13 protein-coding genes are annotated in these 13,981 nt (G+C 38.0%); 6 read left to right on the top strand and 7 right to left on the bottom strand.

What is annotated here, in order from left to right; genetic code table 11:
• Positions 1 to 157: 157 nt before the first annotated feature.
• The gene (locus tag ACIP9C_RS05510; protein ID WP_401009139.1) at positions 158 to 1,624 is read left to right on the top strand and encodes an L-lactate permease; all 1,467 of its coding nucleotides are present in this window, start codon (positions 158 to 160) and stop codon (positions 1,622 to 1,624) included.
• Between the two features lie 38 nt (positions 1,625 to 1,662).
• Here ACIP9C_RS05510 and ACIP9C_RS05515 read toward each other — a convergent pair whose 3' ends face one another.
• Positions 1,663 to 1,980: a transposase gene (locus ACIP9C_RS05515; protein ID WP_401009140.1), complete on the bottom strand. Its 318-nt coding sequence runs from the start codon at positions 1,978 to 1,980 to the stop codon at positions 1,663 to 1,665.
• A gap of 133 nt (positions 1,981 to 2,113) precedes the next feature.
• Here ACIP9C_RS05515 and ytzI point away from each other — a divergent pair, with 133 nt between their 5' ends.
• The 4 genes from ytzI to ACIP9C_RS05535 all read left to right on the top strand — a co-directional run bounded on the left by ytzI (position 2,114) and on the right by ACIP9C_RS05535 (position 4,000).
• A complete protein-coding gene (gene ytzI / locus ACIP9C_RS05520) occupies positions 2,114 to 2,260 on the top strand; it encodes a YtzI protein (protein WP_401009141.1) in 147 nt (48 codons plus the stop codon).
• A gap of 183 nt (positions 2,261 to 2,443) precedes the next feature.
• Entirely contained in the window at positions 2,444 to 2,605 is a 162-nt protein-coding gene (locus ACIP9C_RS05525; RefSeq protein WP_401009142.1) for a hypothetical protein, read from the top strand.
• The gene (gene yidD / locus ACIP9C_RS05530; RefSeq protein WP_340822904.1) at positions 2,602 to 2,835 is read left to right on the top strand and encodes a membrane protein insertion efficiency factor YidD; all 234 of its coding nucleotides are present in this window, start codon (positions 2,602 to 2,604) and stop codon (positions 2,833 to 2,835) included. Before ACIP9C_RS05525 ends, yidD begins: the two co-directional genes overlap by 4 nt.
• Before the next feature lie 106 nt (positions 2,836 to 2,941).
• Positions 2,942 to 4,000, top strand: coding sequence for a metal ABC transporter solute-binding protein, Zn/Mn family (locus ACIP9C_RS05535; protein WP_401009143.1), 1,059 nt, complete (start codon positions 2,942 to 2,944; stop codon positions 3,998 to 4,000).
• A gap of 16 nt (positions 4,001 to 4,016) precedes the next feature.
• Here the strand turns inward: ACIP9C_RS05535 and ACIP9C_RS05540 are convergent, their stop codons facing one another.
• The 6 genes from ACIP9C_RS05540 to ACIP9C_RS05565 form a co-directional block, all read right to left on the bottom strand.
• On the bottom strand, positions 4,017 to 5,189 hold the full coding sequence (locus ACIP9C_RS05540) for a transglutaminase domain-containing protein (RefSeq protein ID WP_401009144.1): 1,173 nt from the start codon (positions 5,187 to 5,189) through the stop codon (positions 4,017 to 4,019).
• Between the two features lie 669 nt (positions 5,190 to 5,858).
• Complete coding sequence (locus ACIP9C_RS05545; protein WP_401009145.1) at positions 5,859 to 7,298, bottom strand: o-succinylbenzoate--CoA ligase; 1,440 nt, start codon at positions 7,296 to 7,298, stop codon at positions 5,859 to 5,861.
• A gap of 134 nt (positions 7,299 to 7,432) precedes the next feature.
• Positions 7,433 to 8,251 (bottom strand): 1,4-dihydroxy-2-naphthoyl-CoA synthase, encoded by an 819-nt coding sequence (gene menB / locus ACIP9C_RS05550; RefSeq protein WP_173477631.1) that lies wholly within the window; start codon positions 8,249 to 8,251, stop codon positions 7,433 to 7,435.
• 61 nt (positions 8,252 to 8,312) lie between these two features.
• Complete coding sequence (gene menH, locus ACIP9C_RS05555) at positions 8,313 to 9,122, bottom strand: 2-succinyl-6-hydroxy-2,4-cyclohexadiene-1-carboxylate synthase (RefSeq protein ID WP_401009146.1); 810 nt, start codon at positions 9,120 to 9,122, stop codon at positions 8,313 to 8,315.
• Entirely contained in the window at positions 9,110 to 10,834 is a 1,725-nt protein-coding gene (gene menD, locus ACIP9C_RS05560) for a 2-succinyl-5-enolpyruvyl-6-hydroxy-3-cyclohexene-1-carboxylic-acid synthase (RefSeq protein ID WP_401009147.1), read from the bottom strand. Before menD ends, menH begins: the two co-directional genes overlap by 13 nt.
• Positions 10,827 to 12,212 (bottom strand): isochorismate synthase, encoded by a 1,386-nt coding sequence (locus ACIP9C_RS05565; RefSeq protein WP_401009148.1) that lies wholly within the window; start codon positions 12,210 to 12,212, stop codon positions 10,827 to 10,829. Before ACIP9C_RS05565 ends, menD begins: the two co-directional genes overlap by 8 nt.
• A gap of 364 nt (positions 12,213 to 12,576) precedes the next feature.
• On the opposite strand from ACIP9C_RS05565, the gene ACIP9C_RS05570 reads away from it, so the two are divergent.
• Positions 12,577 to 13,497 (top strand): 1,4-dihydroxy-2-naphthoate polyprenyltransferase, encoded by a 921-nt coding sequence (locus ACIP9C_RS05570; RefSeq protein WP_401009149.1) that lies wholly within the window; start codon positions 12,577 to 12,579, stop codon positions 13,495 to 13,497.
• The last annotated feature ends 484 nt before the right edge of the window (positions 13,498 to 13,981 follow it).

Below are 13,981 nucleotides of genomic sequence, written 5' to 3' on the forward strand. Positions count from 1 at the left end.
GATATTGTCCTTCTACTATGATATTGCACATGATCTACAACAATCAACTTATAAGATGGTTCCCTCAATAAAGATAAAATGACCAAAGCACATATTTACACTTTAGTGAAAATAAAATATACTAAAGTAAATAAATAATTCATAGGAGTGTTGTCCAATGATAAAAATCGTTTTAGCACTATTACCTTTAGCTAGTATTTTATTTATGATATTCATTTTAAAAAAATCTTCTATTTTTACAGGCACTGTCGCTTGCATACTTACAACCGTTATCGCTATTTCTCCTGTCTTTCACACCAGCGTCGAGTTACTTCCTATACCTTTCATCAAAAGTTTCCTAACAACAGTGCCAGTTATTTATATTTTATTTTTTGGGATTTTATTATTTCATTTAATGGAGAAATCAGGAGCGATACAAAAAATAGCTTCTGCCATCGCCACCTCTACCGTTGACAAAACATATCAAGTATTGTTATTGGCTTTAGGGCTTTCACCTTTAATTGAATCTGTTAGCGGCTTTGGCTTAGCGGTAATTGTTATTGCACCTATTTTAATAGCTTTAGAATTTAATGCTATCCAATCTTCCCTCATTGCATTAATTAGTTTATGTATAATTCCTTGGGGTACGTTAGCGATGGGCACCATTATTGGTGCATCATTAGGAAACATTCCCTTAAAAGATTTAGGTGTCGGTAGTGCCCTTATGTGTATCCCTATTTATATTTATTTCGCCTTTTTAGTTACTTATATTGGGGTGGGAAAAAAAGCAATGAAAAAAAAACAATTGCAAATACTATGGATTGGATTGCTATTAGGTTTAAGTGTGTGGATTTGTAATCGTTTCATCAGTGTGGAGCTTGCAGGTTTAGTTGGCTCTTTAACAGTTATCACAACAATTTTTATTATGATTACTTTACACAATGGGAGCAATCAGCATCGTTCTAATGCATTCTTAAAAAATATTTCTCCATATTTACTGTTAATCGTTTTATTGTTCGCTTCAAGAACCATTCCACCCATTAAAGATTTTTTAACGCACCTATTTACCGTAACGATAAAGTCTTATCATTTTCAATTATCTTTTTTATATTCGCCTGGATTTTTTCTCTTCATTGTTTGTCTTTTTACATGTATACTATTCCGTTTAAACAAAACATCAATAATCGATAGCATCAAATTAACAATCAATAAATGTTACCCAGTTTTGCTTACTACTTTTTTATATATTGTTGTTTCAGAAATGATGTCTGAGGCAAAGATGATTCAGCTATTATCTTTAACAGCTGCAAATTCTTTTGGGTCACTTTTTATATTCATTACACCTTTAATTGGCGCTACGGGAGGTTTTTTAACTGGTAGTAATACAGCTTCAAATACGATGTTTATTCGATTACAAACAGAAACTGCGGTACAGATTGGAGCTTCTCCCACTTTACTCGCTTGTATCCAAAATGTTAGTTCATCATTAATGACAATGGTAAACCCTTCTAGAGTTGCGTTAAGCTGCTCTGTTTGTAAAATAACTACCCTTGAAAACAACATTCAAATAAAATTAGCTATAGTCGGTCTAGGTACACTTGCCATTATTTTTATAGAAATCATTATCCAATCACTTTTCCTATAATAAAATATTCAACATAAAAAAATGTCTAGCACAAAAAGCTAGACACGTTTATTGAAATATGGAAGCTGTTCTACAAATTCCTTTGTATCGTCATCCCCATATTCGTGAATGAGTGCGTAAATTTTCTTTAACCGTAAATCTAATTCGTCATTTTCTCTGTCCAAATGATATTGCAAATAAGGCAATTGGGCACGCCACCCGTTCGCAATTTCTAATAGTTGCATTTGTTGAAATATTTTTTCGAAAACATCCAATGCTTGTCGATCTACGTTGAGCTCAAAATTCCATTGACCCTCATATGGATTTGTATAATATGTTTTATGGGCAAGTGAAAAATATACACGTTGACGATCCATTTATAACACCCCTTTTTCCATAGTATGGTGGTAAACAGAGTGTTTTATTCGCTGGAATGTCAAACTTCCTTCACAACTAAACTAGAGCATCTATTTTATAATAGGTATAATGAACAAGAACGGAGTGAATGCAATGAGTTTAATCTCGCTCTTAACGGTAGCAATCATTATCGTTGTTTTAGTTACAATTGCTACCATTGTAAGTGTTAATCGTGCTTATGCCTTTAAGCATACGGTAGATGAAAAGCCTAAACAAAGTTTTCACCAACACGATGAATAATCAATTACGCCACTACGTAATTGCGTCAGATTTTTTTACGGCCTGCTCGGAAAACTTTTATAAAAATCTGTTGGCAGTTGCAGCGCCTTAACTTGGGTTTGAACCTAACCAAACAAGTTAAAGACACAATCTTAAGATCATCTTTAATAATTACAATAACGAATAGAAATTGGAGTGAAAACAATGGGTGTGCCATTACCAATAATAATTATGATCGCCATGATGATGCTAATGTTTGGAGTCTCCGTCATTGTCATTCTCAAGAAAAAAGGCGACTTTTTTACACAAACAATTGATGCTAAGCCTGAGCAATCAAATACACATCACAAGGATGGTCAAGCATGAAATATCCCTTTATATGGCTCATTCAGTTTTACAGAAAATTCATCTCACCTATGACGCCACCAACGTGCCGCTTCTATCCAACATGTTCTTCATATGGACTAGAAGCTTTTCAAAAGCACGGTGCTATTAAAGGTCTAATATTAACCGTAATACGTATCTTAAAATGCCAACCACTTCATCCTGGTGGCTTTGATCCTGTGCCTGAAAAATGGCCTTCGAAAAAGAATTAATTTTCGGAGGTCATTTTTTCTTGTACTTTTTTCTGATGTGCGTTATTATAGAAACTGTCAAAAAAATAAATCGTAATGATTACTATTTGAAAGAGGTATCTATAATATGAAAAAAGTATTTCTATTTTTCTTAATTACTGTGCTAGCATTATTTACAGCTGCCTGCGGTGATAAATCATCTACATCGAAACAGACGGCGGACAATAAAGACAAGTTGTCCGTATATACAACTGTCTATCCATTGAGCTACTTTACAGAGCGAATTGGTGGCGATTTTGTAGAGGTGTCTTCTATTTACCCTCCTGGTTCAAACGAGCATACATTTGAGCCAACACAAAAAGATATGATGAAATTAGCAGATGCGAATATATTTTTTTACATCGGCTTAGGGCTAGAGGGCTTTGTTGAAAATGCTAAAAAAACGTTAGCCAATGAAGGCGTTACAATGGTTGCAACTGCAGCTCAAATTTCCGATGAAAAATTAGCGGTTAGCACTGGCCATTCGCATGACGAAGAAGATGAAGCTGATCATGACCATGAACATGATGCAACTGAGGAAGATCACCATGATGACCATGAACATGATGCAACTGAGGAAGATCACCATGATGAGCATGAAGCACATGATCATGGTAGTGTCGATCCACACGTATGGCTCTCGCCTATTATTAGTCAAGATTTAGCTCTATCTATTAAAAATACATTAGTTGAAAAAATGCCTGCACAAGAAGCTACATTTACAGCAAATTATGAAGCTCTAGTAAAAGAGCTACAAGATTTAGACAGTGAATACAAAGCGATGGCAGATGCAACTCAAGACAAGACATTTTTTGTGTCACATGCAGCATTTGGCTACATCGCTGGACAATATGGTTTAACACAAGTCCCAATTGCAGGCTTAAACTCACAAAATGAACCATCTCAAAAAGAACTAACAGCTATCGTCGATAAAGCAAATGACTTAAATATTCATTACATTTTATTCGAGCAAAATGTTTCTTCTAAATTAGCAGAAGTCATTCAAAAAGAAGTTGGTGCTCAATCACTTGTACTGCATAATTTAAGTGTGTTAACAAGCGATGATGTAAAAAATAATGAAACGTACTTTACATTGATGAAGAAAAATATGCAAACATTAGAGAAAGCACTTAATGAGCATAAATAATAAAAAAAATTACTTGTTAATATGAAGAAGGAGGTGCCCCAAGCAAAGGGGACACCTCCTTTATTATGACGAATTTTTCTTGTGGCATTCTCTTTTCAGTTCTGTCAACGCTGATGAGCTTCTTTTGTTCAACTTTAGCATTCGTCTTTATATTCACAAAGATTGGACGAATCGTAAAACTTCTCTGTAAAATGAATTTTTCATTTTGTTCATCGAAAACTATTTGAACAGACTTGCTGTTATTTTGGTCCTGATTGAATAACAGAGGAGATGGTTCTACTAATTGTTTTATATGAAGTGTATTTTCTTCTAGCATAGCTAGCCCTCTATTATAGTTAAAATAATTTGTTAAAGGTTTCGTAAGAACCTCAACTTTAGTTATTTGCTGCCAATCAGCATATTTCTCACTTGTTGCCGCCGGAAAACTTGCATAATCCCATGTATGATCTTGCGCTAATTGCTTATCAGAAACGAGAAAATAGTTATAGCGTACCTCGCCCTTATGATCAGGCAATGGATCATCCCATGTAACATCAATATGGTACCACTCATTATCAAGCTTCACTAATACCCATGCATGCAATTGTTCTCCCACTTTACCTGGTACATATTGTACTTCAAAGTCTAGCATCTCTAACATCCGATATAGTACTAAAGCATAGGCCTGACATACACCCTTGTTTTCAGTAAGCAACGTGTATGGGGAATACTGACTTCCTTCACTATCCTTTGAATACTCAGAAGTTAAGACGATATAATCATGTGCAGCCTGTATTTTCTCCAGTTTGCTTAATCCATGCATAGATGCAACAATAGTTGTCAAAGTTTGCTCGACAAATGCCTCCTCTTCCTGTGAGATATGATAGGTAAACTGAAATTGAATGACAATATTATTTGCATAGCCATCATATTTCCATTTGAAACTAGAAATATTAGCGTAAATATATGGATCTGTAATGGCATGTTTGATAAGCTCTGTTAGTTGGTCTTTTAAGTCAGATATATTACCAGTGTATCGAATATCAAATTCAGTAGACAATTGCATCACTTCATTCTGAATTTGCTGTTGTAATGTTTCTATTGAATTAGCCGTTGCTATATTTTGTTGTTCATAATTTGCGAATACTTGCACATGACTCATTTGTAAAACAAATAATATAATGACAACATTATATATATATTTTCTCATATGAGTCATTCTCCTTTACTAAATAGTTTATGCCGCCCATTACTTATTATGTTAATGAATCATTAATTTAATCTAAAAAAATGGAGGATACGAAAATTTAAAGGGATAGTTTGGTGAAAAAGTAGGTAGCAATACAGTGACGAGGAGAATACAGCAATGTCGGCAAAATGCATTGCCAGTAATAAAAATCACTGGACAATTCATAATTCTTCTATATCAGCATAATACCCTTATTTCTATGTCTTAAAAATCCGCTGCGCTTTCTGGCGGATTGTTTGAGTGACTGGCACTATAGGATAGACACCTATCAGAATTTTGGCTTCTCAAATCGTAAAAATCCACTTCGCTTTCCGCGGGCACGTAGGAGTTCTTCGGATTTTTACTTAGTTATGACCTAGCCGTGCTATAAGATTCTAAATTGTTTGAGTGACTGGCACTATAGGAGCTTTTGCGGATTTTTACTTGGATAGTCATAATTCACCGTTCTTGCGGTGTCAATTCAATTCTAAATTATCAGAATTGTTTGGGTGACTGGCACTTTTAGTGGCACTTTTAGTGGCACTTTTAGTGGCACTTTTAGTATATAAAAACAGCATGCTAGAAGTTCATTTCTAGCATGCTGTTTTCTTTTAAAAGAAGCATCTTGTAAGGCATTTAAATTAAGGAAAGTTATTCAGTTGAAAGTAACTCTAATAATTTTCTTCTTAGCAGTTTATTTGCTCCATTACGTGGAAGTTCATCGATTATAATGAATTGTTTTGGGACTTTATATTTAGCAAGTTTCTTTTCACAATACTGCTGTAAAATTTCTATAGCTATCTGTTCCTTTAAAACAACAAAGGCTATTGGAACCTGTCCCCATTTATCATCCTCGCTGCCGCACACCCCCGCTTCCTGAACTGCAGGATGTGCCAATAGAACATTTTCTATCTCAGCTGGATAAATATTTTCCCCCCCTGAAATAATTAAATCTGCACGACGATCGACAACAAACAAAAAACCTTCCTCATCCATGTAGCCAATGTCTCCCGTATGAAGCCAACCCTCCTCGGTTGAACTTCTTTCAGCAAAACGTCCAATGTACCCAGGCGTTACATGTGGGCCCCTAATACAAATTTCACCCTCACCTTGCCCATTTGGTGCTGAAATTTTTATTTGATTAAAAAATAATGGCTTACCTGCAGAACCTATTTTTTTCATTGCATCTTCACTTGCTAGTGTTGCTGTTTGCGATGAAGTTTCTGTCATACCGTATGTTTGTGCTACAGCTAAATGTAGTGCACTCGCTCGTTTTAAATAATCTACTGGCACAGGACCACCACCTGCTAGCATCAATTTAAATCGCGGTGAAGCTAGCGCATTGTTTAGCTCAAGTGTATTTAGTATGCGTTCTAATGTAACACCGACTACTGACATATGTGTAACATCGCCATCCACTATGTTTTGTGCAATAGCATCCACATCAAAATGCTCGTATAGCTGTACTTTATTGCCGTATAACAATGAACGAACTAAAATGGAAAATCCACTTATATGGAATAATGGTACTGCACACAACCAAACATCATCGGCTTGTAAGCCTATGTTGAGAACAGAAGCTGTTGCACTTGCCTGGTGATTGCCAACCGTTTGACGAACCCCCTTTGGGAAGCCTGTCGTCCCAGACGTATACATAATGGATGTTGTTTGATTGAGTGACCATTCTTTTGCAATATCAACAGACTGTTCTGTACCATTTTCTATTGCAGTAAATACATGATAAGACGTGTGTGGCGGTAATTTTGCTACATCCTCATCTGCAACTAGCACAACCTCTGCTTGTGAATCTTCTAGTTGATAAGCGATTTCAGCTTGAGAAAGCCTACGATTAAGCATGACCATTTCACATTGCAAATGCATACAAGCATACATCATCACTACAAGTGCAGGCGTACTCGGCCCCATAATAGCGATACGTTCCCCTTGCTTGATATTCATTGCTGTTAATTGCCGAGCACGTTTTAAAGATAGCTCATTTAATTGTTGAAATGTCCATGTTTGTCCTTCATATGTGAGAGCGTTACGTAATGGCGTTACATACGCACGCTGCAAAATCCAGTTTGGGTACATTATTTGCTTCCTCCGATCATTTACAATGATAATGGTACCGCTTTTTCCAGCATCGGTCTATTCGTCTGTCTCCCCTTTTTAAAAATAAAAAAGCTCGTATCTACATAGAGATACGAGCCTTCCACCATTCCAAATCAAGGGAATCTTGGGAATTGACCGAAGTCTGGTTGACGTTTTTCTTTAAATGCGTCACGACCTTCTTTTGCTTCATCAGTAGTGTAGTAAAGAAGTGTAGCATCGCCTGCCATTTGTTGAAGACCAGCTAAGCCGTCTGTATCAGCATTCATAGCCGCTTTTAGGAAGCGTAGAGCTGTAGGAGACATTTGTAGCATTTCTTCACACCATTGCACAGTTTCGTCTTCTAATTGCGCATAAGGAACAACTGTGTTTACTAAGCCCATATCAAGCGCTTGTTGTGCATCGTATTGACGGCAAAGGTACCAAATTTCACGAGCCTTTTTATGACCGATAATACGTGCAAGATAGCCTGAACCGTAACCAGCATCAAATGAACCAACTTTAGGACCAGTTTGTCCGAAACGAGCATTATCTGCTGCGATTGTAAGGTCACATACAACATGTAATACGTGTCCTCCACCGATTGCATAGCCAGCAACCATCGCTACTACTGGTTTTGGAATAACACGGATTAAACGTTGTAAATCAAGTACGTTTAAGCGTGGAATTTCATCATCTCCTACATAGCCACCATGGCCACGTACCTTTTGGTCCCCACCTGAGCAGAAAGCTTGCTCGCCTTCTCCTGTTAAAATGATAACACCTACATTTTTGTCATCGCGGGCACGAGAAAATGCATCAATCATTTCCATGACTGTTTTTGGTCTAAATGCATTGCGCACTTCAGGACGGTTAATCGTTACTTTAGCGATACCGTTATAAAACTCATACTTAATGTCTTCGTAAGTATGTAATGTAGTCCATTGACGTGACATTGAAATACCTCCTAATTAAAATTCGCCTCATATCTAAGATGAGGCGCTAACGTAAAAAACATTACGTTAAATACTCATTTACTATTGTAGCAAATTCAGCTGGATTTTCCACATGAATTGCATGTCCAACGTCATTTACTGTCATATGCTTTCCATTTTTTAATAACGCTTTCATTTCTAATGCGATATTACAAAATTTAACATCTAACGAACCAGTAATTAATAGCACAGGTAATTCTAATTGTGTTAATTTGCCCCAATTCGATGGCTGTACGCCAGTTCCAATTCCTCGTAAACTGCCAGCCAAGCCCATCTCACTTTGGGCCAATCGCTCTGTTCGCACAGCTTGTCTTGCATTATCAGATAACCGTTTTTGCGACTCGAATAACGGTATATTTTCCCACGCATTAACGAAGGACTGCAAACCATTATTCGTAATTTTCGTAGCTAACGCATCATCACGCTCAATACGCTCAATACGCTCTTTCGATGTTCGCAAACCAGGAGAAGCACTTTCTAGCAATAACTTCTCAACCCGATGCGGGTAATTTATCGTATAGGATAATGCTATACGCCCACCCATTGAATAGCCAAGCAATGTAAATGTTTTTAATTGTAATTGATGAAAAATCTCCTCTAAATCACGCAATTGTTCATCCATTGTAAAGCGGCTCTCTTGTTCCGGCACAGCTGTTTGACCATGACCGATTAAATCAATCGCTACGATACGCATATGCGGAAGATTCTTCGCCAAATTTCGCCATGTAGCGGTACTTCCTGTAAAGCCATGCAGGGCAACAATTGTTTGCCCTGCTGCTTCATTCCAAATATCTACATGTGTCTCAAGACCACGAATTATTAGCTTTGCCATGCTTTTAACCCTGCATTAATACGATTCCAAAGAGCGCGATGTGCATAAACGTTTTCTTCGCGATCTGTAAAAATTTCGATTAATCGTAATGGACCTTTTTTCACCATATTAAATTTAGGAACTAATTGTGCAATATCCTCGATACAAATGTAGTCCATATCATACATGCGAGCAATATCTTGAAATTCAAGCGCAGTTGGTGTACCAAATAGATTCTCATAATGAGCCTCTACTGTGGATTGTGGTAAATAAGAGAAAATACCTCCGCCATCGTTGTTCATCACAATAATTGTTATATTACATGCTTGGTAGCGTGAAGCAATTAGACCATTCACATCATGTAAAAAGGCTAAATCTCCGATCAGCAAATATGTTTCACGGTTATTTCCTTGACTTAAACCCATCGCAGTTGATACAACACCATCAATACCATTAGCCCCACGGTTCGCAAAAACACGAATATCTTTTGATGTTGTCATTAAAAATGTATCGATATCACGAATTGGCATACTACTGCTGACGAATACATCACTGCCATTTGGAATTAATTCAAGTAAGCGACTCACCATTGCTCCCTCGTCAATTGCTCCTTCTGCATAGTGCTCAATATATTCAAGTGCGATGTCATTGGCATCTTGCCATTCTGCTAAATATGCCGCTTCTAGCGCTGTTTCAGAAAGATCTAATCGGACAAGCCATTCGCCAATGCTTGCATGTAGGAAATGAGTCGATACCCCTGTAGAATCACGGAACATCGGGTCTTCATCAACAACAATATAAGCTTGTGGCTGTGATTTTGTAATAAATTGCATAATAAACTTCGATACAGGCTGAGCTCCTAGGCGAAGAACTGTTTCAGGTTCAACAAGCGCTTTAAAGTCATCATTTTTCATAATTGCATCATATGTAGTAATCACATATGGTAGACAATCATTTGGTACGGAAGTACGCATATTTGAAAGACTCTCAACAATAATTGGCCATTTTAATTGGCGCACAAACTCCCACATAACAGTTAAATCTGTTCCTAGTGGAAGCTCACCAACAATGACAAATCCTTTTTTCGTTTGTCGTAGTATAGATGCAAGTTCTAGCTGCGTATCCGTTGGTGGAGTTAACTGACCAATATTACTTTGCTTAAACGTAACAGCTGGAAGCTCATCACGAAAATCAATGAGCAACGGTTCACGGAACGGTACATTGATATGCACTGGACCAAAAGGTGCACTAGTTGCAATAGCTACTGCACGTGCGATATGACGCTCGATAAATGGCAATGTCGGTGCAGCACCATCCGCAAGTGGAAAATCAACACTCCACTTTACATGTGCCCCATATAAATTTGTCTGATTAATAGCCTGTGGTGCTCCTACCTCACGTAATTCATGTGGTCGATCGGCTGTTATGACAATTAAAGGTACTCGCGCATAACTTGCTTCTACAATAGCAGGATAATAGTTTGCAGCAGCAGTGCCTGATGTACATAACAACACGACAGGCTTCGCAGTAGACTTAGCAATCCCTAGCGCAAAAAATGCAGCCGCTCGTTCATCTACTTGTCGGTACATTGTCAGTTGCTTTGTTGAGGCAAAAGCATAGGCTAATGGTGTCGAACGTGATCCTGGGCTTACAACAACATGTTGAACACCTGCCTGCACTAGAGAAGCAACCATTTTATAAACATAATCAGTCAATATTTTCCGTTCACTCATGTACTTGTCCTCCTAACGCTCGAAGCATCGGGCGGAATTTCACTAATGTTTCCTCATATTCAGATTGTGGCTCTGAATCAGCTACAATACCGCCACCTGCATATAAATAAGCTTTATCTTTTATTAAAGCTGCTGAACGAATCGCAACCGCGAATTCCCCATTACCCTCTGCATCTAACCAACCAATTGGTGCAGCATACAGCCCGCGATTCATTGGCTCGTATTTACGAATAGCGGTCATTGCCTCTTTTCTTGGCACACCGCCTAAAGCTGGCGTTGGATGCAAATGCTTCGTTAACTGCAAAATGGTTGCCTCGTTATTAAGCTGACCTTCAACTGGTGTATATAAATGTTGGATATCTCTAATTTTTAATAAGCGTGGTCCATCTGGTATTTTCATCGCAACACAGTTTTTACGGAACGTATCCGCAATCATATCGACTACATATTGATGTTCGCCACCGTTTTTCGGATCATTTAATAAGCTTTGTCCATATGCGTTATCTTCCTCAGCTGTCTTACCTCGTTGAATTGAACCTGCGACACACGATGAGTAAGCTAGACCTTTTTCCACCTTTACAAGTCGCTCTGGTGATGCTCCAAAAAATAATAAATCTTTCCACTCTAACCCAAATAAATAACTTTCAGGCTGTTCGTGAATAATTTGAGCTAATACTTGAGGTGAAGTTACTTGCTCCTTAAATTGCAGTGCAAGTGATCGAGCAATTACGACTTTATCTGCTTGCTTTGCTTTAATCAGTGCTGTTACCTGGTCAATTGACGCTAAATATGGTTCCTTATACGGCTCGAAATAATCAGCTATTTCAGGCTTTGCATACATTTTCACTTCTTTTACTTGCGCAGCATGGATTAAATGATCTCGCTCTTTCCGCAACGCTTCAAATTGTTCATCTGCCTGCGTCGCTTTTGCGATAAGGTTTATGCTTACATAGGCTTTGTCATCGCGTAATACGAGCTGATACGTTGCCAAGGCAAAATAAGCCTCTGGAAAGTCTGTCCACTCACCATTCACACTATTTTGAGGATCAAATGTAAAACCACCAAACAAAATTGGTTGTAGTTCAGCCTGACCTTTTACACAATTTTTCGTTAAGCTTTTCCATTCTGCCTCTACATCATCAAAGCGGTCACTTTTTGCGTTATTTTGAATTGTGTGGGCATGTCCTAGCCCAACTAATGTCATTGTTTTTTCTCTATTTTGCCAATAAAATCGTTCACCTTTATAACGCTCCTCGCCCGCTGCATAAAATGCAAGAGCCGATAAGCGACTTACCTCGATTGTTTCCATATAAAAATGAAGGTTTTGGCCCAAAGAGTCCACTTCTACTTCTGTGGCTTGGTACCACTTCTGTTGCATGAAAATTACCTCCGTTATTGCAATGTACATAATCAATTATGTTTTCGCGTCATAGTACGTGTTGCTATAAATTCCACGTATATAACATCATACGTCTGTCGCTTCGATTTCACACACAAAAACATCTGTGACATCCGTCTTTAGCATTACTTGTTGCGCTAAAATAGCCGTCCTATTTGTTTGACGGCTTCAGTCTTTCTACTGCTACGATTAGCTTAATTTATATTCCCATCTCTCAAATGCATGTACTATTGTATCATTTTTTTAAACATAACTGTATGTAATAAGCTGTGAACCTATCCATTTTCTCTTTCTTCGTATAAAATAAGAAGAGTCTACAATAGTTGAAGGAGAGAAAGACCTTATGACCAAAGTCATTGAAGCTGATAGGGGTTTTAAAGTTTGGTGGCATTTAACGCGCCCACATACTTTAACCGCTTCATTCGTTCCAGTATTTTTAGGAACAGCGATTGCTCTTGCAATTGAAAAAGAAACAATTCATTTTGGACTATTTTTTGCTATGCTGATTGCTAGTATGCTAATTCAGGCAGCAACGAATATGTTCAACGAATATTATGATTACAAGTTGGGATTAGATAATGAACATTCTGTCGGCATTGGCGGCACGATTGTCCGTCATGGTGTTCAGCCGAAAACGATTATGATGATTGCTTTAAGCTTTTATGCAATAGCCATGCTTCTTGGCATTTATATTTGTGCCTCAACTTCTTGGTGGCTTGCTGCAGTTGGACTAGTTTGTATGCTGATAGGTTTTCTATATACAGGAGGACCATATCCTATCGCATATTCACCATTTGGAGAGCTTGTTTCAGGGGCAGTCATGGGGATGGGTATTGTCTTAATCGCCTTTTATATTCAAACACTTACTGTAACATTAGATGCCGTTTTACTCTCTATTCCGAGTATGATTTTAGTCGGTGGCATTATGCTTTCTAATAATATTCGTGATATCGTTGGGGATACAGAAGGTGGGCGTAAAACGCTTGCCATCTTAGTAGGCCGTGACCGTGCTATTTCTGTATTATCTGGCTTTTTCATCGTTTCGTACCTATGGGTCATTGCATTAGTAGCAATTGATGGCATTACGTTTTGGGCGCTTATTATTTTCCTAAGTATACCGAAGCCGCTTCGTGCTATCCAAATTTTCCGAGATAAAAAAGAAGCCAAAGAAGTAATGCCAGCGATGAAATATACAGCGCAAACAAATACATTCTTCGGTTTCCTATTAGGAATCGGATTATTAGTAAATTATTTCTTTTATTAATATGCACAAATGAAAAGTAGAACCTTATTAGGCTACTGCTTAAATATTTAGACAAAAGCCAGTAAGAGGTTCATCTTACTGGCTTTTGTCCTTTTTTAACCTTTTGATAGTTATTAAATAGAGTATCTTTACCCACTTGTTCAGTTAATTGGAGCAGAGGGTTGCGGCTTATATTGATCCCGCGGAAAGCGTCGGCCCGTAGCAGAAATCAACGGCAGTACTTCTTATTTATATATGCTTAGTGCCAGGCACTCAAACAATTTTTAGTTAATTGGAGCGGAGGGCGGCGACTCCTGCGGGAACAGCACACAACGTAAGACGCAATAAACCGCGCGCTAGCGAGGGTTGCGGCTTACGTTGTGCCCGCGGAAAGCGTCCGCCCGTAGCGGAAATCAACGGCAGTACTTCTTATTTATATATGCTTAGTGCCAGGCACTCAAACAATTTTTAGTTAATTGGAGCGGAGGGCGGCGACTCCTGCGGG

Origin of the sequence: Lysinibacillus sp. NPDC093210, from assembly GCF_044753985.1 — a bacterium.
Taxonomy (GTDB): domain Bacteria; phylum Bacillota; class Bacilli; order Bacillales_A; family Planococcaceae; genus Lysinibacillus.

Bases quoted from the DNA above. Each gene is read 5' to 3' on its own strand.
- ACIP9C_RS05510 (WP_401009139.1), top strand. From the start codon at position 158: ATGATAAAAATCGTTTTAGCACTATTACCTTTAGCTAGTATTTTATTT.
- ACIP9C_RS05515 (WP_401009140.1), bottom strand. From the start codon at position 1,980: ATGGATCGTCAACGTGTATATTTTTCACTTGCCCATAAAACATATTAT.
- ytzI (WP_401009141.1), top strand. From the start codon at position 2,114: ATGAGTTTAATCTCGCTCTTAACGGTAGCAATCATTATCGTTGTTTTA.
- ACIP9C_RS05525 (WP_401009142.1), top strand. From the start codon at position 2,444: ATGGGTGTGCCATTACCAATAATAATTATGATCGCCATGATGATGCTA.
- yidD (WP_340822904.1), top strand. From the start codon at position 2,602: ATGAAATATCCCTTTATATGGCTCATTCAGTTTTACAGAAAATTCATC.
- ACIP9C_RS05535 (WP_401009143.1), top strand. From the start codon at position 2,942: ATGAAAAAAGTATTTCTATTTTTCTTAATTACTGTGCTAGCATTATTT.
- ACIP9C_RS05540 (WP_401009144.1), bottom strand. From the start codon at position 5,189: ATGAGAAAATATATATATAATGTTGTCATTATATTATTTGTTTTACAA.
- ACIP9C_RS05545 (WP_401009145.1), bottom strand. From the start codon at position 7,298: ATGTACCCAAACTGGATTTTGCAGCGTGCGTATGTAACGCCATTACGT.
- menB (WP_173477631.1), bottom strand. From the start codon at position 8,251: ATGTCACGTCAATGGACTACATTACATACTTACGAAGACATTAAGTAT.
- menH (WP_401009146.1), bottom strand. From the start codon at position 9,122: ATGGCAAAGCTAATAATTCGTGGTCTTGAGACACATGTAGATATTTGG.
- menD (WP_401009147.1), bottom strand. From the start codon at position 10,834: ATGAGTGAACGGAAAATATTGACTGATTATGTTTATAAAATGGTTGCT.
- ACIP9C_RS05565 (WP_401009148.1), bottom strand. From the start codon at position 12,212: ATGCAACAGAAGTGGTACCAAGCCACAGAAGTAGAAGTGGACTCTTTG.
- ACIP9C_RS05570 (WP_401009149.1), top strand. From the start codon at position 12,577: ATGACCAAAGTCATTGAAGCTGATAGGGGTTTTAAAGTTTGGTGGCAT.